Annotated in this window: 24 protein-coding genes, 1 tRNA gene and 1 pseudogene; 14 read left to right on the forward strand and 12 right to left on the reverse strand. The window is 57.2% G+C overall.

Features of this window, described 5'->3' with window-relative positions:
• The first annotated feature begins 35 nt into the window (after positions 1-35).
• The 4 genes from MCG44_RS04480 (at position 36) to MCG44_RS04495 (ending at position 2,289) form a co-directional block, all read left to right on the forward strand.
• Positions 36-407: a VOC family protein gene (locus MCG44_RS04480; RefSeq protein WP_147570798.1), complete on the forward strand. Its 372-nt coding sequence runs from the start codon at positions 36-38 to the stop codon at positions 405-407.
• On the forward strand, positions 407-1,453 hold the full coding sequence (locus MCG44_RS04485) for an acyltransferase (RefSeq protein WP_240287011.1): 1,047 nt from the start codon (positions 407-409) through the stop codon (positions 1,451-1,453). The genes MCG44_RS04480 and MCG44_RS04485 overlap by 1 nt, the downstream gene beginning before the upstream one ends.
• A gap of 234 nt (positions 1,454-1,687) precedes the next feature.
• Positions 1,688-1,960, forward strand: a complete 273-nt coding sequence (locus MCG44_RS04490; RefSeq protein ID WP_240287013.1) for a helix-turn-helix domain-containing protein — start codon at positions 1,688-1,690, stop codon at positions 1,958-1,960.
• Positions 1,948-2,289 (forward strand): hypothetical protein, encoded by a 342-nt coding sequence (locus MCG44_RS04495; protein WP_240287015.1) that lies wholly within the window; start codon positions 1,948-1,950, stop codon positions 2,287-2,289. The genes MCG44_RS04490 and MCG44_RS04495 overlap by 13 nt, the downstream gene beginning before the upstream one ends.
• A gap of 113 nt (positions 2,290-2,402) precedes the next feature.
• Here MCG44_RS04495 and secA read toward each other — a convergent pair whose 3' ends face one another.
• A complete protein-coding gene (secA, locus tag MCG44_RS04500) occupies positions 2,403-5,150 on the reverse strand; it encodes a preprotein translocase subunit SecA (protein WP_240287017.1) in 2,748 nt (915 codons plus the stop codon).
• Between the two features lie 341 nt (positions 5,151-5,491).
• On the opposite strand from secA, the gene MCG44_RS04505 reads away from it, so the two are divergent.
• Positions 5,492-5,567 (forward strand) — tRNA-Ala (locus tag MCG44_RS04505).
• Positions 5,568-5,580: 13 nt separating this feature from the next.
• Here the strand turns inward: MCG44_RS04505 and MCG44_RS04510 are convergent.
• Positions 5,581-5,787 carry a hypothetical protein gene (locus MCG44_RS04510; protein ID WP_240287019.1) on the reverse strand — a complete coding sequence of 69 codons (207 nt, stop codon included), beginning with the start codon at positions 5,785-5,787 and terminating at the stop codon, positions 5,581-5,583.
• 94 nt (positions 5,788-5,881) lie between these two features.
• Here MCG44_RS04510 and MCG44_RS04515 point away from each other — a divergent pair, with 94 nt between their 5' ends.
• The gene (locus MCG44_RS04515; RefSeq protein ID WP_240287021.1) at positions 5,882-6,148 is read left to right on the forward strand and encodes a hypothetical protein; all 267 of its coding nucleotides are present in this window, start codon (positions 5,882-5,884) and stop codon (positions 6,146-6,148) included.
• Positions 6,135-6,374 (forward strand): annotated as a pseudogene (locus MCG44_RS15095) (sporulation initiation factor Spo0A C-terminal domain-containing protein); the annotation flags it as partial. The gene MCG44_RS04515 and the pseudogene MCG44_RS15095, both read left to right, overlap by 14 nt.
• Positions 6,375-6,443: 69 nt before the next feature.
• On the opposite strand, the gene MCG44_RS15100 reads toward MCG44_RS15095, so the two are convergent.
• Positions 6,444-6,590, reverse strand: a complete 147-nt coding sequence (locus tag MCG44_RS15100) for an ATP-binding protein (protein ID WP_412531150.1) — start codon at positions 6,588-6,590, stop codon at positions 6,444-6,446.
• A gap of 262 nt (positions 6,591-6,852) precedes the next feature.
• Here MCG44_RS15100 and MCG44_RS04525 point away from each other — a divergent pair, with 262 nt between their 5' ends.
• Positions 6,853-7,029 (forward strand): hypothetical protein, encoded by a 177-nt coding sequence (locus tag MCG44_RS04525; protein WP_240287025.1) that lies wholly within the window; start codon positions 6,853-6,855, stop codon positions 7,027-7,029.
• A gap of 284 nt (positions 7,030-7,313) precedes the next feature.
• Here the strand turns inward: MCG44_RS04525 and MCG44_RS04530 are convergent, their stop codons facing one another.
• Positions 7,314-7,760 carry an Hsp20/alpha crystallin family protein gene (locus tag MCG44_RS04530; protein WP_147570761.1) on the reverse strand — a complete coding sequence of 149 codons (447 nt, stop codon included), beginning with the start codon at positions 7,758-7,760 and terminating at the stop codon, positions 7,314-7,316.
• A gap of 897 nt (positions 7,761-8,657) precedes the next feature.
• Between MCG44_RS04530 and MCG44_RS04535 the strand changes: the two genes are divergently transcribed.
• Together MCG44_RS04535 and MCG44_RS04540 are read left to right on the forward strand one after the other, a co-directional pair.
• Positions 8,658-9,089: a flavodoxin gene (locus tag MCG44_RS04535; protein WP_240287027.1), complete on the forward strand. Its 432-nt coding sequence runs from the start codon at positions 8,658-8,660 to the stop codon at positions 9,087-9,089.
• Between the two features lie 125 nt (positions 9,090-9,214).
• Positions 9,215-9,781, forward strand: a complete 567-nt coding sequence (locus MCG44_RS04540; RefSeq protein ID WP_240287029.1) for a DUF3793 family protein — start codon at positions 9,215-9,217, stop codon at positions 9,779-9,781.
• A gap of 44 nt (positions 9,782-9,825) precedes the next feature.
• Here the strand turns inward: MCG44_RS04540 and MCG44_RS04545 are convergent, their stop codons facing one another.
• The 7 genes from MCG44_RS04545 to MCG44_RS04575 form a co-directional block, all read right to left on the reverse strand.
• Positions 9,826-10,827, reverse strand: coding sequence for a linear amide C-N hydrolase (locus MCG44_RS04545; protein WP_186852766.1), 1,002 nt, complete (start codon positions 10,825-10,827; stop codon positions 9,826-9,828).
• A 111-nt stretch (positions 10,828-10,938) separates the two neighbouring features.
• Positions 10,939-11,766: a hypothetical protein gene (locus tag MCG44_RS04550; RefSeq protein WP_240287031.1), complete on the reverse strand. Its 828-nt coding sequence runs from the start codon at positions 11,764-11,766 to the stop codon at positions 10,939-10,941.
• 252 nt (positions 11,767-12,018) lie between these two features.
• Positions 12,019-15,171: a UvrD-helicase domain-containing protein gene (locus MCG44_RS04555; protein WP_240287033.1), complete on the reverse strand. Its 3,153-nt coding sequence runs from the start codon at positions 15,169-15,171 to the stop codon at positions 12,019-12,021.
• 281 nt (positions 15,172-15,452) lie between these two features.
• Positions 15,453-15,764 (reverse strand): thioredoxin, encoded by a 312-nt coding sequence (gene trxA, locus MCG44_RS04560; protein ID WP_240287035.1) that lies wholly within the window; start codon positions 15,762-15,764, stop codon positions 15,453-15,455.
• 74 nt (positions 15,765-15,838) lie between these two features.
• A complete protein-coding gene (locus tag MCG44_RS04565; protein ID WP_147570755.1) occupies positions 15,839-16,687 on the reverse strand; it encodes an NAD(P)/FAD-dependent oxidoreductase in 849 nt (282 codons plus the stop codon).
• 62 nt (positions 16,688-16,749) lie between these two features.
• Positions 16,750-17,331, reverse strand: coding sequence for a 4Fe-4S binding protein (locus MCG44_RS04570; protein WP_240287037.1), 582 nt, complete (start codon positions 17,329-17,331; stop codon positions 16,750-16,752).
• Positions 17,328-17,528, reverse strand: a complete 201-nt coding sequence (locus MCG44_RS04575; RefSeq protein WP_147570753.1) for a 4Fe-4S dicluster domain-containing protein — start codon at positions 17,526-17,528, stop codon at positions 17,328-17,330. Before MCG44_RS04575 ends, MCG44_RS04570 begins: the two co-directional genes overlap by 4 nt.
• A gap of 229 nt (positions 17,529-17,757) precedes the next feature.
• On the opposite strand from MCG44_RS04575, the gene MCG44_RS04580 reads away from it, so the two are divergent.
• The 3 genes from MCG44_RS04580 to MCG44_RS04590 all read left to right on the forward strand — a co-directional run bounded on the left by MCG44_RS04580 (position 17,758) and on the right by MCG44_RS04590 (position 21,852).
• Positions 17,758-19,473, forward strand: coding sequence for a glutamine--tRNA ligase/YqeY domain fusion protein (locus MCG44_RS04580; protein ID WP_186852762.1), 1,716 nt, complete (start codon positions 17,758-17,760; stop codon positions 19,471-19,473).
• A 120-nt stretch (positions 19,474-19,593) separates the two neighbouring features.
• Positions 19,594-20,559: a threonine/serine dehydratase gene (locus tag MCG44_RS04585; protein ID WP_186852761.1), complete on the forward strand. Its 966-nt coding sequence runs from the start codon at positions 19,594-19,596 to the stop codon at positions 20,557-20,559.
• A 72-nt stretch (positions 20,560-20,631) separates the two neighbouring features.
• On the forward strand, positions 20,632-21,852 hold the full coding sequence (locus tag MCG44_RS04590) for a dicarboxylate/amino acid:cation symporter (protein WP_186852760.1): 1,221 nt from the start codon (positions 20,632-20,634) through the stop codon (positions 21,850-21,852).
• A gap of 56 nt (positions 21,853-21,908) precedes the next feature.
• On the opposite strand, the gene MCG44_RS04595 is transcribed toward MCG44_RS04590, so the two are convergent.
• Positions 21,909-23,336 (reverse strand): FAD-dependent oxidoreductase, encoded by a 1,428-nt coding sequence (locus MCG44_RS04595; RefSeq protein ID WP_240287039.1) that lies wholly within the window; start codon positions 23,334-23,336, stop codon positions 21,909-21,911.
• A gap of 216 nt (positions 23,337-23,552) precedes the next feature.
• On the opposite strand from MCG44_RS04595, the gene MCG44_RS04600 reads away from it, so the two are divergent.
• Positions 23,553-23,783 carry an acyl carrier protein gene (locus MCG44_RS04600; protein WP_147570749.1) on the forward strand — a complete coding sequence of 77 codons (231 nt, stop codon included), beginning with the start codon at positions 23,553-23,555 and terminating at the stop codon, positions 23,781-23,783.
• Positions 23,784-23,785: the final 2 nt, after the last annotated feature.

Consider the following 23,785-nt stretch of genomic DNA (forward strand, 5'->3'; position numbering starts at 1 on the left):
CCGGGCCTGCTGGCCCCTATCAAGGAGGAATTTGCGTGACAAAATTTTATCATTTCAATTTCAATGTCCTGGACTTGGACAGGAGCCTGGCCTTTTACAAACAGGCGCTGAATCTGACCCCGGTGCGGGAGAAGGAGGGAGCTGACGGCTCCTTCAAGCTGGTCTACCTGGGGGACGAGGCCGGCAGCGATTTCACCCTGGAGCTGACCTGGCTCCGGGACCGGACCACACCCTATGATCTGGGGGAGTGCGAATTCCACCTGGCCTTCCGCGCAGACGACTATGACGCCATGTATGAAAAGCACAAGGCGATGGGCTGCATCTGCTTTGAGAATCCCGCCATGGGCATCTATTTCATCTCCGACCCGGACGGGTATTGGATCGAGATCGTGCCGGAGGCAAAGTGATGGCGAAGGGAGATCGCAATCTGGGCTGGCCCGGTTTTTTCCGGGCCTTCACTGTGCTGTGCGCCATCATGCTCCTGCTGGCTCAGGAGGGGCAGGGAGGTGTGGCCGTGGGCTCCGGCCCGTGGCAGATCTTGTCCGTCTATGAGGGCCTCACATCTTGGACGGTCCCAGCCCTGTTCATGCTTTGGGGGATGTTCGCTCTGGAGGAGGGGAAGCCCCGTCTCGCCTCGTCGATGCTGGGACTGGCCCTTCCGGCCTTCTGCCTGCTGGTATTCTGGGGGGCCCTGTATGCGGTGGCTGCCCACCTGCTGGGGGGCGGTGCGCTGTCCTGGTCGGGAGTATGGGCCGCTCTGGTATCCGCCGCTAAGGGGAATACCTACCACCACCTTTGGGTGCTCTACCCCCTCATTGGCCTCTACCTGGTTCACCCGGTGATCCACCGGTTTACCTCGTCCGCCAGCAGGGGAGAGGTCCGGTACTTCCTAATTCTGTGCTTCCTCTTTGCCTCCCTGCTCCCTCTGTGGTCGGCCTACCATCCGAATAGCTTGCTCGCGGCCCAGCTGGAGCGCCTACGGGTCCATCTGGTGCTGGGGTGGGTGGGCTGCTATGTGGCGGGCTGGTATCTGCGCCATTATACCATCGGGCGAGTGCCGGAGTTTATCCTCTATCTCCTGGGTATTTTGGGCATGGTGTTCACCCTGATGGGGAATACCCTTTTCGGGGGAGGAAGGGAGCTGTGGTATCTCTACACTTCACCCAATGTGGTCCTCACCGCCTTGGCCCTCTGTGTCCTGTTTCGCTATGTGCTGGGCATCAGCGAGGAGCGATCCCGCCGCCGCTCGGTGTATGAGCTTGGTTCCTACGCCTTTGGCATCTATCTGTTCCATCAGCTGTGGGTGCTGGTGTTCCGTTGGTTCGGGTTTTCTGTTCTGGACTTCTCTCCGGTGATTTCGGTGCCCTTCTTTGCATTGGTGTTCTTCCTGCTGTCTATCCCATTCGCCTGGCTGGTCAGTCTCATCCCCGGCGTGGGAACGAAATTGACGTAGCATTGGCTTTGGAATACCGAAGGCGACCTCAAACCGCGGCCCAACAAAGTGGCCGCGGTTTGGAGAGAAGGAACAGCGGAATGAGTGAGCTCTGGCCGATGGGCAAAGCGAGGGATGTGGGGCTTGCGAGGACGGTGCAACTGGCAGTTGCGTATTTTCCAAGCCAACTTGGTGTACATATCCCCTCCGACTGGAGTAAACTGAGACCATCTCATAGGAAAGGTTTGATGTCATATGACGTTGGGGGAGCGCATCTGTGCCCAGCGCACCGCCCACCACCTGTCCCAGACCGACCTGGCCGACGCCCTGGGGGTTTCAAGACAGAGTGTGTCCAAGTGGGAAACAGACGCCAGTGTACCTGACCTGGATAAGCTGGTCAAGATGTGCGAACTGTTCGAAACCTCCCTGGACCAACTTGTCCGGGGTGCGGAACCGACGGCAGACCTATCCCAGCCCACCGTCGTCATCCAGCGGGGGAAAACAGTCGCCGAGATGTGCGGACCATAATCGGGCTGATTTTAATCGTATTTGGACTGCTCTGTTTTATGCTGGTTTTTTTCCTCAAGGGATGGGGGCTGGACGACGCATTGGTATACAGTGTGCCCTTCTGGGTGTGGGGCTGGCTGACGCTCTGGTGTAAAAAGCACCCTGTTCTGGCCTGCTTCTGGGGGACATGGGGGATGTACACCGGACTGTTGGCCTTTTTTCTGGTGGGGTATGGGTTGTCAAATCCAGCAGTCAATCTTTTTATCCCGCCAAACCTGCTCATGCTGTCCCTGCTGTCTGCCGCTACGGCGTGGATTAGAAAACAGGGAGTAGATGAGAGGAAAGAATAAGCAAAAACGAGGCCCGGAACCGTCGGTTCCGGGCCTCGTTTTTGCTTTTTTGAGATAGCCGCTCTGGGTAATGCTGCTTATGCTGTTTTCCTTTCAGACCAAATACCAATGACTTACTGCTGATCGGGGTGATACTCCTTACAGGTGCACTTCTTCCATTTCAACCCAGATCCGCAGGGGCAGGGGTCGTTGCGGCCGATCTTGATGACCTTTTTCACCGGGCGCTTCTGGACGGTGCCGTCGTCGGCCCCGCTCTCGCTGGTGACTTTGGCCACCCGCTCCCGCTTGACTTCTTCGTTCTTGCGCAGGCGGACCAGGAACAGGCGGCGGAGCGTTTCCTCCTGGATAGCGGCCACCATGGCCTCGAACATTTCGTAGCCTTCCTTCTTATAGGCCACCACGGGATCAGTCTGGGCGTAGGACCGCAGTCCGATGCCCTGGCGCAGTTCGGTCATGGCGTCGATGTGGTCCATCCAGTGCTCGTCCACCACCCGGAGCATAATGACCCGCTCCAACTCCCGCATAATAGGGGAGCCAAATTCCTGCTCCTTTTGGGCGTAAAACTCACGGGCGGTGTTGGATACCAACTCTACCAGCCCCTGGGCGTCATACTGTTCCAGATCCTGGTCAGACAGCTGGGGTAGAGGGAACATGGTGCGGAAGGGGGCAGTGGCCTCGTGGAAGTCCTGGGCAGTCATGTGGCGCTGTTCTCCCATATGGCCTTGGATAGCCCCTTCTACCATAGAGTGGAGCATGTTCTGAATGGAATTCTGTAGGTCCTCACCGTCCAGGACCTGACGGCGCTGTTTGTAGATGACCTCACGCTGGGTGTTCATCACGTCGTCATATTGCAGAACGTTTTTACGAGTCTGAAAATTCCGGGATTCCACCTGCTTTTGAGCGTTTTCGATGGCGCCGGACAGCATTTTGGCGTCGATGGGGGTATCCTCGTCCACGCCCAGCTTCTCCATCATGTTCATCACCCGCTCAGAGCCGAACAGGCGCATGATGTCATCCTCCAGGGACAGGAAGAAGCGGGTCTCGCCGGGGTCACCCTGACGACCAGCGCGGCCACGAAGCTGGTTGTCAATGCGCCGGGACTCGTGGCGCTCGGTACCGAGGATGAACAGGCCGCCCGCCTGACGGACCTTGTCCGCCTCATCCCGGATCTCCTCTTTGTACTTGGCCTCCGCCTGGGAGAACTGCTTGCGGGCGTCCAAAATATCCTGATTGTCTGTCTCAGCAAAGCCGGTGGCTTCAGCGATGAGCTCATCGGTCATGCCAGCCCTACGCAGATCAGCCTTAGCCAAAAACTCGGCATTGCCGCCCAGCATGATGTCAGTGCCGCGGCCAGCCATATTGGTAGCTACGGTGACAGCGCCAAATTTGCCAGCCTGGGCGACGATCTCCGCTTCCTTCTCATGGTTCTTGGCGTTGAGCACATTGTGTTTAATGCCCTTACGCTTGAGGATCTCAGACAGCTCTTCCGATTTCTCGATAGAGATAGTGCCTACCAGCACTGGCTGGCCCTTGGCGTGGCAGGCCTCGATTTGAGCCACGATGGCTCTCAGCTTGCCCGCCTCGTTTTTATATACCACATCGGGGTCGTCAATACGGGCCAGAGGCTTGTTGGTGGGGATCTCCACGATGTCCAGCTCGTAGATTGTGCCGAACTCCTCCTGCTCAGTCATGGCGGTGCCCGTCATGCCGGACAGCTTATCATACAGTCGAAAATAATTTTGGAAGGTGATAGTAGCCAGAGTCTTGGACTCGTTGGCCACCTCCACGTGCTCCTTGGCCTCGATGGCCTGGTGGAGCCCCTCATTGTAGCGGCGCCCAAACATCAGACGGCCGGTGAACTCGTCCACAATGATGACCTGGCCATCCTTGACCACATAGTCGATGTCCTTCTTCATCACGCCCCGGGCCTTGATAGCCTGGTTGATGTGATGGGACAGGGTGGTGTTCTCCGGATCAGCCAGGTTTTCAATGTTGAAGAAGGCCTCCGCCTTTTTGATGCCGGGAGCGGTGAGGGTGGCGGTCCGGGCCTTTTCATCCACGATATAGTCCGCGTCGATATCCGCGTCCTCTTCCTCTTTTTCATCCACCTTCGCGATGCGCTGGCATTTTAGCCGGGAGACAAACTGGTCCACCACAGTGTAGAGCTGGGTGGACTTCTCTCCCTGGCCGGAGATGATTAGGGGGGTGCGGGCCTCATCGATGAGGATGGAGTCCACCTCGTCCACGATAGCAAAGGCGTGGCCCCGCTGGACCAGCTCCTGGGAATAGATGGCCATGTTGTCCCGCAGGTAGTCAAAGCCGAACTCGTTGTTGGTGCCATAGGTGATGTCAGCCCGGTAAGCGGCCTTTTTTTCCTCACCCATGACCCCGTGGATGACCAAGCCGACGGTAAGGCCCATGAAACGGAAGACCTTGCCCATCCATTCGGAGTCACGCTTGGCCAGATAGTCATTGACCGTAACCACATGGACGCCCTTTCCGGCCAGGGCGTTCAAATAGGCGGGCAGGGTGGCCACCAAGGTCTTGCCTTCACCGGTTTTCATCTCAGCGATACGGCCCTGGTGCAGGACGATGCCGCCTACTACCTGGACCCGGTAGGGACGCATCCCAAGAACACGCCAAGCAGCCTCACGGCAGGCAGCAAAAGCCTCAGGCAGAATATCGTCCAGGGTTTCCCCGTTGGCCAGCCGCTGCTTCAACTCCGGGGTCTTGGCCTGGAGCTGGGCGTCGGTGAGGGCTTTGTACTCGTCCTCCAGGGCGTCAACCTTGTCAGCGATGGGATAGATCGACTTCAATTCCCGCTGGGAGGAAGTGCCGAATAGTTTGGTAAACAGGCTCATATGGATAAACACCTCTCGGTTCTGTGTATGATATGCTCTGAGAATTGATTTACAATCCTAATTAGTATATCACACTCCGCACGGATAAAAAAGAGCAAATTGTAAACTTTGGCAGTGATTCTGGACAAAAACGAAGATAGTGCGGATCTGCTTTTTGTGCGTGAGGCCTGGGTGCCTTGAAAGCGGAAGAAGGAGAAAAGAAATTTTGGGGCTTTACAACGGGAAAAATTTTGATATAATAAGAAAGCCACATAAGTGATGTATCATAAAGCTTGGCAGGCTATAGTTCCAGAAGGGGCCTGCTATCAATTGTACAGATAGTGAAGACCAGATTTGAGTATGGGCCTGTAGCGCAGTTGGGAGCGCACTACATTCGCATTGTAGGGGTCGTCGGTTCGAATCCGATCAGGTCCACCATTTTTAAGAAAAATCACCGCCAAATCGGCGGTGATTTTTCGTTTGAACACAATTTTACCACAGACAGGGAAGAATCTGCCCCCTTGCACCCAGCGCTCTCCAGGATGATCTGGAGCCTCTTTCGCGCATAGCCCGGATCGATGGGCTGCTCCGGCTTGCTCCGGGATGGGAACATCAGGTCAGAGAAGATCCCCTTCTTGTACTTCAGTAGTAATTCCACGTTTTCAAGAAGATGGCCGGAGGATAAAAATTCCGATATATAAGTTGTCACATAGCGTCTATTTCTGCCATAATTATCGAGAGGAGAGATTTTTGTGGCGAAAAGAGTCAGACGCTATATTTCTGAACTCCTGCAAGCATATCAGGAAATCACAGGAAAAACTTATACTGAAATAGCATTAGATTTTGACATATCACTGTCCAATCTTTATCTGTATCGCACGGAACAAGGTAATCCAACCGCAGATACCATTGATAAAATTGTAGACGGGATAGAGAAAGACTGCCCGGAAGTGATTAAAAAAGTTCCGTACCCACCAGAGGAAGACATTGCAGAGGAGGAAGGTCATGGAGATCTATGAACTGCTATACCGTCTTGGTGTCACCGCCAACTATACAGGCTTCTTCTATACTGCCTATGCAGTACAGTTGTGCGCGGAACATCCGGACCGTCTGATGCTGGTAACAAAATGGGTATATCCGGATGTAGCAAAGAGGTATCGGACAAATTGGAAAGCTGTAGAAAGAAACATCCGCACAGCAGGCAACGTCATATGGGAGGAAGGCCGGTCCCATCTGGAACAATTAGCAGGCAGAATATTGGAACACAAGCCTTGCAATGCGCAGTTACTGGCGATCTTATCCTACAGTCTGCTCTTACCACGCGCCACTCGTCTGACGGCTCGTAGACTGGATGAAGCGGTAGCTCTCTCCAGAGAAGATCATGATATGGGAGTAGTGGATGAGTCGGCCAATGAGCGAGACGATGAGCCGGTTGTCCCCAAAGACTGTGTTCCACTGGATGAACTCAAGGTGAAGTGATGAGGAGGCTCATCCTCTCGCAGCAGTCAGAGACCACCTGGGAAAGCAGCCCGGCGGCATCCCTGCGCGGAGGGACAAAGCCCAATCTCGCCAATGGCATACAGACCAGTTTTTCTTAACGTACTGAGGAACGCATTGAGCGTTCCTTTACTGTTTCTCTCCAAAAAGGTTCGCCAGAGAATCGGCAGTGAAGAAATAGATCTTCCGGCCTGTTACAAATTATGAAAGCGATGGCGGTGGCGAAGTGAGTTTTCCCAATCCATACAACCTGTTCCGGAATAACGGGACTGCGGCGCAACTGGACAAGGTTCCCACGGAGATCGCACCGGATTTCCAGGGCAGAGTTTTCTCTGATAATGGAATGGATATCGACAACCGCTGCGAACAGCCGTTGCAGTTGTCCCGGGCCATCTTTGAATAGTGCGGAACGGGCAGGCAGAGAGTGGCCGGAAACGGAGGGGGGCATCCGGCAATCGGCTGGCCCCCTGTGCCGTCATATATCTTAACATTCCAGATTAAGGTTTGATTGTCCATTTCATATGTCCTTTTTGGAAAAAAGGACGAAAAGCGGATTCTGCCAGAGGAAAGCCTTGTGTTCTTTTTCATAATCTAAAAACCCTCTGCCCATTTTCAAATGGGCAGAGGGTTTTTAGATATTGTATTGAGAGGTACAAGAGAAAAATGGAAGTTTAAGAAGCGCGCGAATCACTGAATCGCAATCCGGTTGTGCTGGGGGAGCTCCTTTGTTTCCTTCTTGGGCAACGTCAGCTTCAGGATACCGTCTTCATACTTAGCGGACACCTCCTCAGGCTCCACATCACCAACGTAGAAGCTGCGGCTGCATGCGCCGGTATAACGCTCCTGACGAATATAAGTGCCTTTTTTGTCCTTTTCCTCCTTGTCAAGTCCCTTTGCGGCACGGATGGACAGATAGCCGTCTCGAAGTTCCACAGTCATTTCCTCTTTCTGGAAGCCAGGCAGATCGATGTCCAACTCATAGGAATTCTCTGTTTCCCGTACGTCGGTCTTCATCAGATTCTTAACGTGCTTGCCATACAGAGGGTCGTGACCAGTCCACATCGGAGCGGTGGGAAATCCATCCCCCCAAAAGTCATCAAACAGACGCTCGGCCAAATACTTGTTGTTAGACATAATTCATTCCTCCATTCAAATAACGAATACTTTGCTCGGCCCTTGGAGAGAGCTGGAGGAACTTTTTGGGAGGGGATCATGTGCCCCCTCTCTCAAGGTTCAAGCCCATTATAATCCCAACTTTAGCACTGTCAAGAGGTGAGTGCTAAAATTCATAAAAGAAATACAATTCGTTCATATAATATTCGAGAATGGAGGGACCGGAGGGGGATGGACAGATCTGCTTCCGCATATGGCCGGAGAAAAATATTTAAATTGGGAATTGCTGGGCAAGGGCCTAGGGCAGACTCGGAAAAAGTTGGAAGACAGTGGCTGGCGACTTTTGCGAAAACACCCCCTTTTTTGATATGGCTCGCTCTGCATAGACAGCAGGCGGTACCCAGCATGCGCCACAGCATTCCAAAGGGTATCATCATTCAGGGTCTCCTCGACGATGACATCTGTCAGGCCTTTCCGATGGTTTTTGATGGGGCAGGCCTTACAGTTGGCCTCATTAATATGGGCCTCATACATAGAGCGGGCCATACTTCGATTCCCAGTATGATTTTTACCATAAAATCCTCTCCTATTTGTTTGTATTTCAAAAAATGCGTAAGAGATTTAGCAACAAATTAGAAAGAACTAACTTCTGCTCAAAACAGAAACGCTCTATGAGCGGAGGAGGATGCATGGCTAATATGGTCATTTTTCAGCGGTCGTCAACAGTTCTGGGGAGAAGTAAATTTTTCAGAAAAGGGGATTGACAGATCAGATATACTATGTTATTCTTTAGAAGAAGTTAGTATAAACTAACCACGAAACGGGCGGACCTTATTTTTTTAAACGGAGGTTAGTTATATCTAACTTCGGAGAACAAACCATTGTCTGAATGCCTCAAGTAAAGGAGCGAGCATAAGTATGAACAAATTAGCAATCGTCTATTGGAGCGGCACCGGGAACACAGAGGTCATGGCCAACTGTATTGCGGAAGGGGCAAAAGAGGCCGGAGCTGAGGTGACGCTGATGGGGCCGGCCGATTTTTCCACCGCCCGTCTCTCTGAGTTCAACGTAGTGGCCTTTGGCTGTCCCGCTATGGGGGCTGAGGTGTTGGAGGAGATGGAATTTGATCCCATGTTCTCTGGGATAGAAAGCTTCCTGAACGGTAAGAGAATTGCCCTGTTTGGATCTTATGGTTGGGGTGATGGACAGTGGATGCGGGATTGGTGCAAGCGGTGTGACGAGCATGGCGCCAATCTCTACGACGAAAATGGATTGATTGCCAACGAGACTCCTGATGCAAGTGCCCAGGAGAAGTGCCGGGAGCTGGGCAGAAAGCTGGCTGCCTGGTAGGACTGGACCCCGCTGTTCTGCTTATTTAGATCCCTCCCCGCTTTCCCTTACAGATTCCTCCGAGCGGATATCTGACCCGTTCGGGGGAAAACTACTATCGAGTTGCCTGTGAAAGGAGACGCCCCATGGATCGGACGTTTGAAGCAATGCTAGTTAGACAGTGCGCCCCTACTCTGGCGGGCCTGAAGCCGGGCAGCCTGTTCTGTATTACGGCGGAGGACTTAGAGAACGTGCGGAAGAAGGTGCGGTTTTGGGACCAGCGCCTGGAGGCCCTCGGCCTGTCTGTCCGTGTACTGCTGGAGCGGAGAGAGGCCGGCTCCGCCTTGGTGTATGTGTACCGCGGCAGCCAGCTAGAGCAGTCCCTAGGAGCGACGGATCGCCGCGGTTTTCTGGTGGGGATGGGGTACAGGGGGAGCGGGACAGAGCAAATGTTGGACCAGCTGGCGGAGCGCCTGTCGGCCCAATCGGATTTTCCCCATGAGATTGGTGTATTTCTAGGTTATCCCCTCAGGGATGTGGTAGGCTTCATCGAAAACCGGGGACAAAATTTTACTTGCTGTGGATTCTGGAAATCATACAGCGATCCCAATACAATCCAACGGTGTTTCGCCTGCTACCGACAGTGTGTGAACATCTATGTCAGGATGTATGAGCGAGGGATTCCAATTGAAAAAATGGTAATCGCCGCGTAAAAAGAGCGCCCCTGCGAGGTATTAACCTTGTGGGGGCGCGGTTTTCAATTTCTATAATTCACATCCTGGCGCTCCCCCAGAGGGAACTGTCGAATGGCCCCGGCGCCGCGAGGTAGTCGGACGGCGGAGATGCGTCGGTTTTGCGCGGGGGAAAAATAGTAGATGCCGCTTTCGGCGCACATGACTGAGATACAGAGGGTCTGTTGATACTCCTCGGCATCCGGGGACGTCCTGGACAGTCCCTCTGGAATGTTCACCGGGGAAAAGGCGCGGAACATCCGGGATACTCCGTCCAATTCGTCTATTCCTTCTACGGCAAACTCCTTCATAAACGCCATACGGACAAATCGGGAGGGGGAGGTATAGTCCCCAGGCAGGCCAAAACCACCTCCTAGCCGCTCTCCGAAGGCGCGAATCTCATGCCCTGCGATGGAATGAGGCGGTTTTGGTAGGTTGGTGGTCCCCACATAGGTCCGCAGATTGGTCCTGTGCCAGAGATAGTCAGGGCTGTTGGTCAATACTCCAATAGTATGGCGGTGGAGCTTCAGCCCGCCGGCGTCGGGCTCCAGGACAGCAGCCTCACCGCTTCGATCACTGAAGATATAGTGGGCCGGCAGAGGGCTGCCCAGAGAGAGATCGTCTACCAGTGCGACGGTGGGTAAGAGAGCGGCGACTTCCTCCACCCCAGAACAGAGGCCAAAGAGATATGCCAGCAGACGGCCTGGATGTACCGCCATCTGGTCCGGCCTGGGCTTTGGTGGGTAAATGGCGTACTCCGGGTAGTGGAGCAGCGCGCCCATTAGTCCGGCCTCATTGACGCCGTCTACAAGGATGGGTTCCCCATATCCCAGCACCGCCATGCCCGTATAGCCATAGTGTGCCGTGACCTCCCGCCCGGCTGGCTGAAGCCCAGGCAGACAGGGTGACCCTTTGGGGACACAGATAACCCGGTTGGCCCTCAGATCCCCAAGCTGGTCATATGTCCGGCCTAAAAGGTGGCGGCCATCTTTTGTTTTCCAGGAAAAGCTGCTGCATCCAAAGTTCATATCCCATTCTCCCAGAGCGGTTGAAATTCTGCGACAGGTGATAGTATGCCGGTTTCTCCCTGAAAAATTCCTGTTTATCGTAGGTGTGGGAGAGGGTGCCCCGCATCTGCGTTACCAGGTAGATTTGACATAAAAGGAGTAGGATGCAGTACCTCCATATCCGCTCTCTGGCGCCCAGGCGGCATGGACCTCGTAGATATAGCCGCCTGGCTGCAGCTCGATCTCATTCCCGCGGAGGACCACGGGCTGGCCGACGGCGTCCGGGCTGCCCAGATCCGCCTCGCTCCAGCAGCGCACGTTTAAGATTTCGTCCGGAGCTTCCGCAAAGCGCAGAACAGCGGTCTGCTCTCCAGTGTCCAGGGGAGACAGCAGCTCCCCGCAGTCCAGAGGATGGGGACTGTCTGAGAGGATGTTCTCAAAGCTATCCCCGTCGCCTTTCCTCTGCCATTGATAGCTGCCCAGCAGAGCGCCGAGGGATGCGTCGCCGCTGACGACGGCCAGTGCGGGTGGGTCTTCTAAAATCACGGGAGCAGCTGGGTCGTTTAGCAGCTTATTTGCAAAGCGGTTGAGGGCCTCGCATGGCTCGTGTTTGGTCCGGTACCCCACGCCGTCGATCACAAGGAAGGGACTGAAGGCCATGACGCTGGTCTGGCTGCCATCAGCCATGGTGAGAGAGAAGGTGACGGCCTGTCCACAGTAATCCTGGTAGGAATCGTCCCTCTGGTAAATTACGGTATCCTTCAGATATTCCACCAGCTGGCCGGGTTCGGGAATAAGAAGCGTTTTGTCCGGCGGGGAGAGACGGACGGTGACGCAGGCGAGATCCGCCGAGTCTAGGTGAGCAAAGGGTCTGTTTACGGCGGATGACATCCATAGGAACAGGCCGCAGCCTGCCAGTGCGGCGCAGGCGGCGAAAAGAAAATAGCGATGTTTTTTCATAGGGAGCTCCTCCTTGCGGTTTCGTTTCTATCCATCAAGACGGAAATGGTCCGAAGAAGTTGCGCTCCCGAAAAAAATATAGGCTGAAAATAGGACGAAAAAATTCTCCTGATTGTCTCCGCTTGGAGAGGGGAGGATTGTTAACTCAGAAAGCCTAGAGCAAAGGAACCACACGCAACGGCGGCCAAGAAGCTTCTTGGCCGCCGCCTTTTCCTGTGTGGATATGGAGAAAGAAACGTAGACTGCTGTCCGCTAAAACAGGGAGAGCTGCTCCGCGGGGGGAGCGGGACGGGCGGTCAGCCTTTCCCGCCGGACCGTTGTCGGAAGGTTTGCCAGGAAGAGGGAGGGCTCTCCGGCGGTGGTAAGGATCAGCTCCTCCTTGGCGCGGGTCATGCCCACATAGAACAGCCGGCGCTCCTCCTCCAGATCGGCTGGCCTGCCCTTGGTCTCCAGCGGCAGGGAGCCGGCCTTGAGACCAGCCAGCAGGACGGCCGGAAACTCCAGCCCCTTGGAGGCGTGGAGTGTCATAAGCCGGACAGCTCCGGACTGCCAGCCTTTGCCGGATGCCCGGCACAGGTCCCCCTCCTGGCCCAGGATCAGGGCGTTCCACAGGCTGTCCAGGGTAGGGTGGAACACAGCCGCCCCTTTCAGCCGTACCAGCTCCGGGGAGGAGCCCCGCTGCTCGATCCAGTGCTCCACCAGCCGCCAAGGCTTTTCTTTTTGAACCTGCGGGAGCCAGGAGAGGGCCTGATCCAGCCATGCCTCCAGGTGGCCGTAACCACGGAAGGCATCCCGCAGGACCGGCTCTTCCAGAGAGGACAGAGGCCGGCACACCGCCAGGGCCTTCTGGACCAGGTCAGTGGGGCACTGGAACACCAGGCGAAGGGCGGACTCTAGCGCAGGCCCGTCCCAGGGAACCTGGACAGAGCGGAAAAAGGCCAGGGTTCCCCGGACAAGGTCGGAGTCCCAGAAATCCTCCCGCCCGCTGACGACGCAGGGGATGTCGTCATGGCGGAGACAGCTCTCAATCAGCTCCAGCTGCCGGTGGGTGCGGCAGAGGACGGCGATATCGGAGAAGGCGCGGGCCTCCTGTGACGCGCCTAGGCGCTGGGCCTCCAGCATATCCACCCCTCCGGTCATCCGTCCAATCTCCTTGGCGATCAACACCCCCTCGGCAAAGTCGTCCGGGGCGGTGATAAGCCGCACAGGAGGACCGGGCGGGCAGTTGGGGGAGAGCGTCCTGGAGTCGCCCTTCCCGGCTTGGATCACAGGGAGGGCGGCCTGGAGCACCTGGGGCGTGGAGCGGTAATTCTCCACCAGGCAAATCTGGCGCAAGTGGGGCAGATCTTCTGCCAGCCGCTGAAAACAGCGGCCACTGGCCCCCCGGAATCCGTAGATGGACTGGTCGGGGTCTCCGATGACAAACAGGCTCCGGCTGCCCTGGGACCACTGCCGGGCAAGGGCGTACTGGGTATCGTTGATGTCCTGAAACTCATCGATCAGAAGATAGCGGAAGTTTTTACGCCCGGCGGTGTCCACCTTCAGTCCCTCCGCCAGCAGGTCATCAAAATCCAGAACGCCCAGCGCCTCCAAATAGGAGCGGTAGGCCCGATAGGCCTCCTCATCCAGCCCGGCCTCCTCCAGAGAAAACCCGTTTTTGACCTGAGACACCCCCTGGAGCAGCTCCTTGGGGGAACCTTTCCGGCCCAGGGACTGGAGAACCTGACTGGCCGCTGTCAGCCCCTCTCCCCGGCTGATTAGGCGGACCTGGCCCAGCAGCTTCAGGCAGATAGCGTGGAAAGTTCCGATGGTCATGGGGGAAACAGCCCGCTTGCCGCCCAGACGCCGCTCCAACCGCTGGCGCATCTCGGCGGCGGCCTGGTTTGTGAAGGTGACAGCGGTGATCTCCTGGGGGCGGACCCCCAGCTCCTCCACCAGATAGGCGACACGGGCGACCAATGTTTTGGTCTTTCCTGTACCTGGCCCCGCCACCACGGCCACCACGGGCTCTGGGGCGGTGACAGCAGCCAGCTGCTCTGGGTTCAATTCCTCCCCGCGAGGAGGGGCGTCAGCCGCTTTGATGGTGGCGGCGGGGGAGGGGAGGACCTGGGATTTGTGGGAGAAGTCTCCCTTTTCCTCAGGGGCAAAAAGAGAAAACTGACCGCTGAATCGCTGGATCTCACCGGGAGTCAGAAGGGAGATGACCCCATACTCCCCGTCAAAGCCCGGACGGCGGTCTACCTCGCCCAGCCGCAGGCGGCGGATGCCCTCGGCCACACAGGGGCCGGCCAGCTGGCTGATGTCTGGAATGGGGGCTTGGCGCAGGATATAGAACTCTGGGCCCAGGCCGTGGAGCAGGCTCTCGTACCGCTCCATGGTCCCCTTTGCCGTGGGGGAGGAGCCAGTGGAGGCGGCGATAACCTCTGGTAGAGGAGCCAGACTTTCGAAGGGCTTGGCCCTCTGTGGCTGAAAGCCAGCGGGCCGGTCGGCCAGGGCCTCCACCCGGTGCTCCACGCCGATGGTCAGCTTTCTGCCGCAGACTGGGCACAGGCCGCCTCTGGCCAGCGTTTCCGCCGGAGTGAGGCAGACGCCGCAGTTCCGGTGGCCGTCCAGGTGGTACTTGCCCTCCTCGGGGAAGAACTCCACAGTGCCCAGAAAGTCCTGGCCTGTTCGAATGGAGTGGATCAGGCCGGAGTAAGAGATGTCTCCATCCAGCAGGTTGGCCTCCCGTCCCAGCTTGGCAGGGGAGTGGGCGTCGGAGTTGGAAACCAGGGTGAGGCCGTCCAGATCGGACACCCGCCAGTTCATAGGCGGATCGGAGGACAGGCCGGTCTCCACGGCATGGATGTGGGAGCGAAGAGGACCAAAGCACTCCTCCACGGAATCAAAGCCGGAGAAGGCCCCAAACATGGCAAAGTGAGGGGTCCAGATATGAGCTGGAATGAACTCCGCCTCCGGGCAGGTGTCCAGGGCCAGCTCCAGCAGATCCCGGCTGTCCAGCCCGAGGATGGGCCGGCCGTCGGAGCGGATGTTCCCGATGGCCTCCAGCTTGGTGGACAGCAGGTCCGCCGCCTCCAGAGAGGGGAGAAGGATAAGGTTATGGACCTTCCGGGTCTTTCCATCCCGCTTATAGATGGAGCTGATCTCACCAGTGACGACGAATCGGGGCGGGGGGGAGGATAGACCATCCGGCAGGGCGAAGGACTCCCGTAGGGTGTAAGTCCCATCCCCCAGGGGGAGCAGCTGCTCCTTCAGCTCGGCCCGCCAGGCCGGATGAGTGAAATCCCCGGTGCCCAGCAGTTGGATGCCCTTCCGCCGGGCCCACCAGTCCAGGTGAGGGGCGTCGCAGTCCCTGCTGGTGGCGCGGGAAAACCGGGAGTGGATATGAAGGTCGGCAATGTACAAAATATATCTCCTCTTTCAACAGGATTCGACTTCTATTATAACTTTTTTTCAGGGAAGCGCAACACAGGCGGAGAAAGATTCCGATGCCGATATGGATTGCCTGTTAAAACCAGTTGTGCGGATTTAAGATTGCGAAAAAGAAGGCGCGAAATGTATGTTTGAAGTTTCCTTGTCGGCAAGAGAAAAATAAGATGCAATGACCCTGCCACCTGCCAGTCCTGGCAGAGAAAAGAGGAAGGGGAGAGGTTTCCCTCTCCCCTGAAATCCTTCCACAAGAGCTCTTACTGTTCCTTGTCCAGCACCTCGGTGAAGGCGCTCTCTGGCATGACGCCCACCTTCCGGTTAATCTCCTTGCCATCCTTGAAGAAGATGACAGTGGGGATGGACATGACGCCATATCGGATAGCCAGCTCCTGCTCATCATCCACATTTACCTTGCCGACTACGGCCTTTCCCTCGTACCGGTCAGCCAGGTCCTCGATGACAGGACCCAGCATACGGCAGGGGCCGCACCAGTCAGCCCAGAAGTCCACCATCATCAGCTTGCCCTGGTCCAAGGCCTTATCGAAGCTCTCTTTGTTGAAATGAGTCATTTGTATACTTCCTTTCCTGTATTTTTTAATATTAGTTTTTTATCCCTGTCGACAGCGGGGGGATATCGACCGCTCTATTTTATCTGGTCTAGATATTCACAGGCAGATAGTGCGGCCACGTGGCCCTCTCCGACCGCTTTGGCCACCTGAAGGGGCCCGCCAGTACAGTCGCCGGCAGCGAACACACCCTCTACATTGGTGGCCATCCGGCGGTCCACCCTGATGTAGCCCTCCTCCGTCTCCAGGGCGGGGAGCAGATCGGTGGGGGCCACCGCCTGGCGCAGGATAAAAATGCCGGCGCAGGGAATAGAGGCTCCGTCCGCCTCCAGGGCGGTGACGGCCTGCTCCCCCTTGACCGCCAGCCGACCGGCCCGGACAAAGGGGATCTCCTGATCCAGTCCCTGGGGCTCTCTGGCGGCGACATAGGTGACCTGGCACCCTAGGCTTTTCAGATAGTTGGCTTCATGTGGGGCGTCCGGAGAACGCCCCACCACCACGACGGGCTTGTTCCGGTAGAGCATTCCGTCACAGGTCGCACAGTAGCTCACACCCCGGCCCAGATACTCCTCCTCGCCGGGATATTTGGCCTGGCGGATGACCCCAGGGGCCAGGATCAGGGCCCGGCTGTCGTACACTTGGCTGCCCACCGTGACCATAAACCCCTTCCAGGCCATGAGGGAGATGGCTTTTCCAGTCAGAAACTCGGTCCCCATCTGCTCGGCGTGGCGCTGGAATTCCTCCAGCATCTCATGGCCAGTCCGACCGGGCAGGCCCAGGTAGTTGTCTACCTGCTCCGCCCGGGCCAGGGGGCTGTCCTGCCACCGGTTGCCAATGACCAGCACGCGCTTGCCACGGCCCCTGGCCCCAACAGCGGCAGCCAGCCCCGCCGGGCCGCTGCCCAATACGATGATATCATAGGTCATGGAGCCACCTTCTTTCTATATATTTATTATATCCATTTTTTCGTTCTTGCAAAGAGAAAAAACTATTCCTTTCTTCCGTGCTTGACCGTGCAGATCATCTGTGTCATGGTACCCATCGGACAGTAGACACACCAGGTTCGGGGGCGGAACAGGAACATGGTGACCAGGCCCAGCACTGTGGAGGTAAACATAACGCTGTAAAAACCAAAGGCAAACTGCGCGATCCAAGGAGTGACCTGAACCGGATAGGCCCAGTGCCAGGGCAGCTTGAAGGTCCACAGCAGTGTAACCGCCTGCCTTAGCTCCCCGACTCCGGCAAACACCAGCCAGGTGACGTAGAGCATATTGAGAAACATGGCCATGAAGAAGGTTAGAAAACCATATCGAAACCATTTGGACTTGAGCCAATGGGGGATCGGGAGTCCGCGGGACAGCTTCCATTTTCCTCCCAGCAGGGCAAACAGCTGCCCCCGGCCGCAGTAGCGGTTGCAGTACCCCTTGTCCTTGCCCGCTGCCGCCATGATCAGTGGGATCGCGAAACACAGTAGACCCAGCCAGGCAAACAAGATATTAAAAAATCCCAGGATCAGATAGAGCAGGGACGCCACCCAGAGATAATCATACCAACGCTTTTGCCGATTCATCCGGCTGCCACCTCCCTAATCTGAATAATGTCTGCCGGACAGGCTCTGGCGCAGAGACCACAGCCTACGCATTGTTGCAGGGAAACCTCCGCGTACAGCCCCTTGCGCACGGCAATCGCCTCCTTGGGACATACCTTGACACAGGTGCCGCAGGCTACGCACAGCCGCCGGTCTACTACCGCTTTTCTCCCAGTCATTTCCGTGGCCCCCTTTCTGCTATGATTCTATCTGCCACCCCCGGTTTCTTCCGTAACCTTGTCACACAGGGACAAATTTTTCCAAAAGTTTTTTAACTTCCCCCCGGAAGGACAGAATATCCGTAGGAAACCCTTGCAATCCATATCAAGAATGGTGTAGAATGAACCAGTTAATGCTATGTCGGTCTGCCAGACCTTCATACCTGGAAAAGAAACAGGAGGGACACATATGTCGGAAGAGATCAAGATTGCCGCCGGCGGCACGGATGGGGAATCTGGCGAGAGCCAGAACTTTATCCACCAGTTCATCCAGGAGGATATCTCCGAAGGAGGGCGGTTCGCCGGGATGCAGGTCCACACCCGTTTCCCTCCCGAACCCAACGGTTATCTTCACATCGGCCACTGCAAGGCGCTGATCATCGACTTTGGCTCCGCTGAAAAATTCGGCGGCATCTGCAACCTGCGCATGGACGACACCAACCCCGCCAAGGAGGACACGGAGTTCGTGGACGCCATCCAGGAGGACATTCACTGGCTGGGCTTCGACTGGGGAGACCGGTTCTTTTACGGCAGCGACTACTTTGAGAAGACCTATGAGCTGGCCATCGGCCTGATCAAAAAAGGATTGGCCTACGTGTGTGAACTCACCCCGGAGCAGTTTAAGGAGTACCGGGGCGATGTGAACACCCCAGCCCGCTCCCCCTGGCGGGACCGCCCCGTTGAGGAGTCCCTGGATTTGTTTCAGCGGATGCGGGCCGGCGAGTTCCCTGAAGGCAAGTACACCCTCCGGGCCAAGATTGACCTGGCCAGCGGAAACTTTAATATGCGGGACCCGGTGCTCTATCGCATCCGGTATATTGAGCACCACCGCCAGGGCACCAAGTGGTGTATCTTCCCTATGTACGACTTTGCCCACCCCATCCAGGATGCCCTGGAGGGCATCACCCACTCCCTGTGTTCCCTGGAGTATGAGGACCACCGCCCCCTGTACGACTGGGTCATCAACAACACCGACGTGCCCAGCCGCCCCCGGCAGATCGAGTTCGCCCGCCTGGGCATCAACTATACTGTCATGAGCAAGCGGAAGCTGCGCAAGCTGGTGGAGGAGGGCTATGTGTCCGGCTGGGATGACCCCCGGATGCCCACTCTGTGTGGCCTGCGCCGCCGGGGCTACACCCCCGCCGCCATCCGGAACTTCTGCGACCGCATCGGTGTGGCCAAGAACACCTCCACCGTGGAGTACGGCTTTTTGGAGCACTGTCTGCGGGAGGACCTGAACGACCACGCCCAGCGTGCCATGGCCGTGCTGCGCCCCATTAAGCTGACCATCACCAACTACCCTGAGGGCCAGTCTGAGACCTTCCAGGTGGAGAACAACCCCAACGATCCCGCCGCCGGCACCCGCTCTGTCACCTTCTCCCGCCACCTGTATGTGGAGGAGGAGGACTTTATGGAACAGCCCATCCCCAAGTATAAGCGGCTGTATCCCGAGGGCCCGGAGTGCCGCCTGAAGGGAGCCTATCTGATTACCTGCACCGGCTGTGTCAAGGACGAGAGCGGTCGGGTGGTAGAGATCCTGGCCACCTATGACCCGGACAGCTCCGGCGGGAATCCCGCTGACGGCCGGAAGGTGAAGGGGGCTACCATCCACTGGGTGGACGCCTCCACCGCCGTGGACGCTCAGGTCCGGCTGTACGATAACCTCTTTGCTGACGAGAATCCAGACGGCGGGGACAAGGACTTCCTGGACTGCCTGAACCCCGGCTCTCTGGAGGTGCTGGAGGGCTGCAAGCTGGAGGCCTCTCTGGCCGCCGCCCAGCCTGCCGACCGGTTCCAGTTCCTCCGCCTGGGCTATTTCTGCGCCGACTCCAAGGACTCCAAGCCCGGAGCGTTGGTATTCAACCGGGCTGTCAGCCTAAAGGACGGTTTCAAGCCTGGAAAATGATTTCTCTCCGCCCCGGACCCTCTGGGTCCGGGGTTTTTCTCTGCCTTTTCTCTGTTATACCTTGCTCTTTCCGCCATAGTGTGCTTTAATTAAAGTACCATAAAAAGGAGGAAAACTTTTATGATTTCACTTCAAGATGTCCAGGCGGCCCAGAGCCGCATCGCTCCGTATATTACCCGTACACCACTGCTCCGAGTGCCCGCCCTGGACGAGGCGCTGGGCTGCGAGGTGTATCTGAAATTTGAAGGCTTCCAGGTCATGGGTGCCTTTAAGCTCCGGGGCGCCATGAACAAGGCCCTGTCTCTGACTCAGGAGGAACTGGACCGGGGTATCGTGTGCGCCTCCTCTGGCAATCACGCCCAGGGGGTGGCCTGTGCCGCCCACCGTCTAGGAGCCCGGGCGGTCATCGTTATGCCTACCAATGCCAACCCGGTCAAGCTGGCCGGTGTCAAGGCTTTCGGCGGCCAGGTGGAGCTGGTGGGCACTCTGGGCTCCCAGAGGGAGGGAAGAGCTGCCCAGCTGGTGGAGCAGGAGGGCATGGTGAACGTTCATCCCTATGCTGACCCCTATGTGGCCGCAGGACAGGGGACCATTGGACTGGAGATCATCGAGGACCAGCCCGCTGTGGACGCTGTGGCGGTCCCCATTGGCGGCGGCGGACTTATTTCCGGCGTTGCTACCGCCGTCAAGGGCCTGGCTCCCCAGGTTAAGACCATTGGTGTAGAGCCCGCTGGGGCGGACCGATATGCCCGCAGCCGGGCTGCCGGACAGCCTGTCACCCTGGATAAAGTGGACACCATCGCCGACGGTACCCGCACGGACCACGCGACCCTGTTCAACTTTGAGATGATCCAGGATAAGGTGGATGAGCTCTGCACGGCGGACGACGACCATATCTGTCAGGCGATGGTGCTGCTGATGACAAAGGCCAAGCTGATGGTGGAGCCCTCCGGCGCCCTCCCTGTGGCCGCCGCTCTGGCTGGCCGGCTGCCTGTGGAGAAGGGCCAGAAGGTGGCCTTTGTTCTGTCGGGCGGCAACGTGGACCCGGCTCTGGCCGCACAGCTTCTGGCCGACGTACAGGCATAAAAGCGATTTTTCCGGCATAAGTATAGCTTCCCCTGCGGCTGTGCCGTAAGTATCGGAAAGGACGTGTTCCCTATGAAAAAATTTTTGGGCAGTCTTCCCGCACGGCTCATCATCGGCGTGATCGTCGGTATCGCTCTGGGCCTGTTCTCCGCCAATCTGTATATCGGAGAGACCGATGTGGGCAGCATGATTATGCAGGTGGTCCTCACAGTCAAGAGTCTGCTGGGCTCTCTGATCAATTTCTGTGTTCCCCTCATCATCATTGGCTTTATCGCCCCCTCCATCACACGGCTTCGGTCCAACGCCTCTAAGATGCTGGGCCTGGCCCTGATCCTGGCCTATGCGTCCTCTGTGTGCGCCGCGCTGATGTCCATGGGGGCCGGCTACACTATTATCCCCAGCCTGTCCATCCAGTCCGCGGCCGAGGGGCTGCGGGAGCTCCCTGAACTGCTCTTCGACCTGGAGATCGCCCCCATTATGACTGTCATGTCCGCTCTGATCTTCTCGGTGCTGGTAGGGCTGGCTGCCACCTGGACACACGCCCGCACCACTACCCAGGTACTGGAGGAGTTTCAGCAGATTGTACTTTCCATCGTGACCAAGGTGGTCATCCCCATCCTGCCCTTCTTCATTGCCGCCACCTTCTGTGGCCTGGCCTTTGAGGGCTCCATTACCAAACAGCTGCCTGTATTCCTCATTGTTATCCTCATCGTCATAGTGGGTCACTTCATCTGGATGACCGTGTTGTACGGCCTGGCCGGTGCCTACTCCGGCTCCAATCCTATGGAGGTTGTGAAGCACTACGGCCCCGCCTACCTCACCGCTGTGGGTACTATGTCCTCCGCCGCCACCCTGGCTGTGGCTCTGCGCTGCGCCCAAAAGTCCTCCGTTTTGCGCCGTGATATGGTGGACTTTGGTATCCCTCTGTTCGCCAACATCCACCTGTGCGGATCGGTGCTGACCGAGGTATTCTTCGTGATGACGGTATCCCAGGTGCTCTATGGAAAGCTGCCTGAGCCCCTGACCATGGTTCTGTTCTGCCTTTTGCTGGGCATTTTCGCCGTGGGCGCTCCTGGTGTTCCTGGCGGTACGGTCATGGCTTCTCTGGGACTCATCATCAGTGTCCTGGGCTTTGATGATACTGGTACGGGCCTGATGATGACCATTTTCGCCCTTCAGGACAGCTTTGGCACCGCCTGTAATGTCACTGGCGATGGGGCCCTGACCCTCATGCTTACCGGCTACGCCAAGAAGCACAATATCCATGAGGCACCCCGGTCTGCCGGCCTGTAAGCCATTTCACATTATAAAAATCCACCCGGACGCATCAGCGCCGGGTGGATTTTATTTTATAGTCCCGTCTGGGCTGGTCCGTCCAGAAGGCGGCCCTCATAGTCAAACCGAGAGCCATGGCAGGGGCAGTCCCAGCTCCGTTCCTCTGGGTTCCACTCCAGCTGGCAGCCCATGTGGGGGCAGCGTGGGTCCACTAGGTAGAGCTGCCCCTCCTCATCCCGGTAGGCGCCCACCTTTTTCCCCTGCCAGGATACCAGTCCGCCGTGGCCCGGAGGGAGCCCGTCCAGCGAGCCCTCTCCCTGGGCAAAGACCGCTCTGGCCAGCCCCCGTGCGGCCTGGCCCCCCTCTTTCGCCATGGTTCTGGCCGCCAGCATACTGAAGCGACGGGGAGAAAAAATGGGAGCCAGAGCATTCTCTTTGCCGCAAATCTGGTCTGCGATGAGCTCTGACGCTACCATAGAGGATGTCATTCCCCACTTGCCAAAGCCGGTGGCCACATACCACCGCGGCCTGGTTGGGCTAAAGGTGCCGATATATGGCACTCCGTCCAGTGTGATGCAGTCCTGGGCTGACCAGCGTGCTGCCACCTGGCAGTTTGGCCACAGCCGTTCGGCACTGTCCTCCAGCATCTGGTACTGTCCCCCGGCCCGGTTGTCCCCGGTCCGGTGTCCGCCGCCCCCCAGCAGCACCATGGAGCCGAAGGGCCGAAGGGACAGGCCGCCCGGGTCTACCCCATAATAGGCCCCGTCCAGTTCTCCCGTCCCTTTTAGGGCGACCGCATAGCTGCGCTCCTGGTGGAGCCGGGTAAAATAGAAGCCGGGCAGGTTGACAAAGGGATAGTGGGCGGCAAAGACGATATGTTCGGCCCTCACTTTACCTTTCGGCGTCAATACTTCGTCCCCCCGCACCGCCGTCACTGGAGTGTCCTCGTACACAGTCAGACCCTCGGCGGCCCAGTGGAGAAATTTTAGCGGATGGAACAGGGCCTGCCCCTCCATCCGCAGCGCTGCCTTTACTGGGAAAGGGAGAGTCGTTTGGGTTGTAAATCCCACTGACAGGCCCAGCCGGCGGCAGGCTTCCTCCTCCCGCTCCAGCGGTTCCGCCGCCAAACGGGAGTAGAGATAGGCCGGACAGGTCTGAAAATCACAGAGCACACCCGCCTGCTCTATCATCCCCCGGTATCGCTCCACCGCCCGCTGGTTGGCCAGGGCATACTGCCTAGCCTTTTCCTTTCCAAAATGGAGGATCAGGCCCTGATATATCATGCCATGCTGGGCGGTGATCTTGGCGGTGGTCCTGCCGGTCTGACCGCCGCCCAGCCGTCCAGCCTCCAACACTACGGTGTGCACTCCCCGCCCAGCCAGCTCTTTGGCAGTCAGGATACCTGCCATCCCGCCCCCGATTACTACCGCCTGGACCTGGATATCTCCCGCCAGGGGAGGCCGATCTTCTCTCCGGACGGTCTGCTCCCAAATGGACGACATCACGCCACCCCTCTCTTTTTGTTTTTTACCCTTGTATAGATGCGCCAAAAAAGCCTTCTTTATCCCCAGATGGATTTTCCGCATAGATGGAAATATTTTTTCCCCGACAAAATTTTGCTTGACAATCGCCCCTTCTCTGCATACAATGTGTTTAAATTATTTTAGTTAAAATTTTTTAAATAAAATAATTGAATTTCAAGAATGAGGAGAATCCGTATGGACTTTGAGCAGGTACGTAATATCATCGCCGAATCTCTGGGCTGCGACGTGGAGCAGGTGACCCTGGAGGCCGCCTTGGTGGATGACCTGGGCGCCGACTCTCTGGCCTCTGTGGAGCTGGCCATGGCGCTGGAGGAGGCCACCGGCGTTTCCATCGACGACGACTCCCTGGCCCAGATGAAGGTCGTCGGCGACATCATGAACTACCTCAAGGACCACAGCAACTGACA

It is taken from the genome of Lawsonibacter sp. OA9 (genome assembly GCF_022440585.1).

Coding starts and splice junctions, on each gene's coding strand:
- MCG44_RS04575 (WP_147570753.1), bottom strand. CDS start 17,528: ATGACTGGGAGAAAAGCGGTAGTAGACCGGCGGCTGTGCGTAGCCTGC.
- MCG44_RS04590 (WP_186852760.1), top strand. CDS start 20,632: ATGAAAAAATTTTTGGGCAGTCTTCCCGCACGGCTCATCATCGGCGTG.
- MCG44_RS04545 (WP_186852766.1), bottom strand. CDS start 10,827: ATGAACTTTGGATGCAGCAGCTTTTCCTGGAAAACAAAAGATGGCCGC.
- MCG44_RS04565 (WP_147570755.1), bottom strand. CDS start 16,687: ATGACCTATGATATCATCGTATTGGGCAGCGGCCCGGCGGGGCTGGCT.
- MCG44_RS04580 (WP_186852762.1), top strand. CDS start 17,758: ATGTCGGAAGAGATCAAGATTGCCGCCGGCGGCACGGATGGGGAATCT.
- MCG44_RS04600 (WP_147570749.1), top strand. CDS start 23,553: ATGGACTTTGAGCAGGTACGTAATATCATCGCCGAATCTCTGGGCTGC.
- MCG44_RS04540 (WP_240287029.1), top strand. CDS start 9,215: ATGGATCGGACGTTTGAAGCAATGCTAGTTAGACAGTGCGCCCCTACT.
- trxA (WP_240287035.1), bottom strand. CDS start 15,764: ATGACTCATTTCAACAAAGAGAGCTTCGATAAGGCCTTGGACCAGGGC.
- MCG44_RS04530 (WP_147570761.1), bottom strand. CDS start 7,760: ATGTCTAACAACAAGTATTTGGCCGAGCGTCTGTTTGATGACTTTTGG.
- MCG44_RS04485 (WP_240287011.1), top strand. CDS start 407: ATGGCGAAGGGAGATCGCAATCTGGGCTGGCCCGGTTTTTTCCGGGCC.
- MCG44_RS04490 (WP_240287013.1), top strand. CDS start 1,688: ATGACGTTGGGGGAGCGCATCTGTGCCCAGCGCACCGCCCACCACCTG.
- MCG44_RS04595 (WP_240287039.1), bottom strand. CDS start 23,336: ATGTCGTCCATTTGGGAGCAGACCGTCCGGAGAGAAGATCGGCCTCCC.
- MCG44_RS04585 (WP_186852761.1), top strand. CDS start 19,594: ATGATTTCACTTCAAGATGTCCAGGCGGCCCAGAGCCGCATCGCTCCG.
- MCG44_RS04535 (WP_240287027.1), top strand. CDS start 8,658: ATGAACAAATTAGCAATCGTCTATTGGAGCGGCACCGGGAACACAGAG.
- secA (WP_240287017.1), bottom strand. CDS start 5,150: ATGAGCCTGTTTACCAAACTATTCGGCACTTCCTCCCAGCGGGAATTG.
- MCG44_RS04570 (WP_240287037.1), bottom strand. CDS start 17,331: ATGAATCGGCAAAAGCGTTGGTATGATTATCTCTGGGTGGCGTCCCTG.
- MCG44_RS04550 (WP_240287031.1), bottom strand. CDS start 11,766: ATGAAAAAACATCGCTATTTTCTTTTCGCCGCCTGCGCCGCACTGGCA.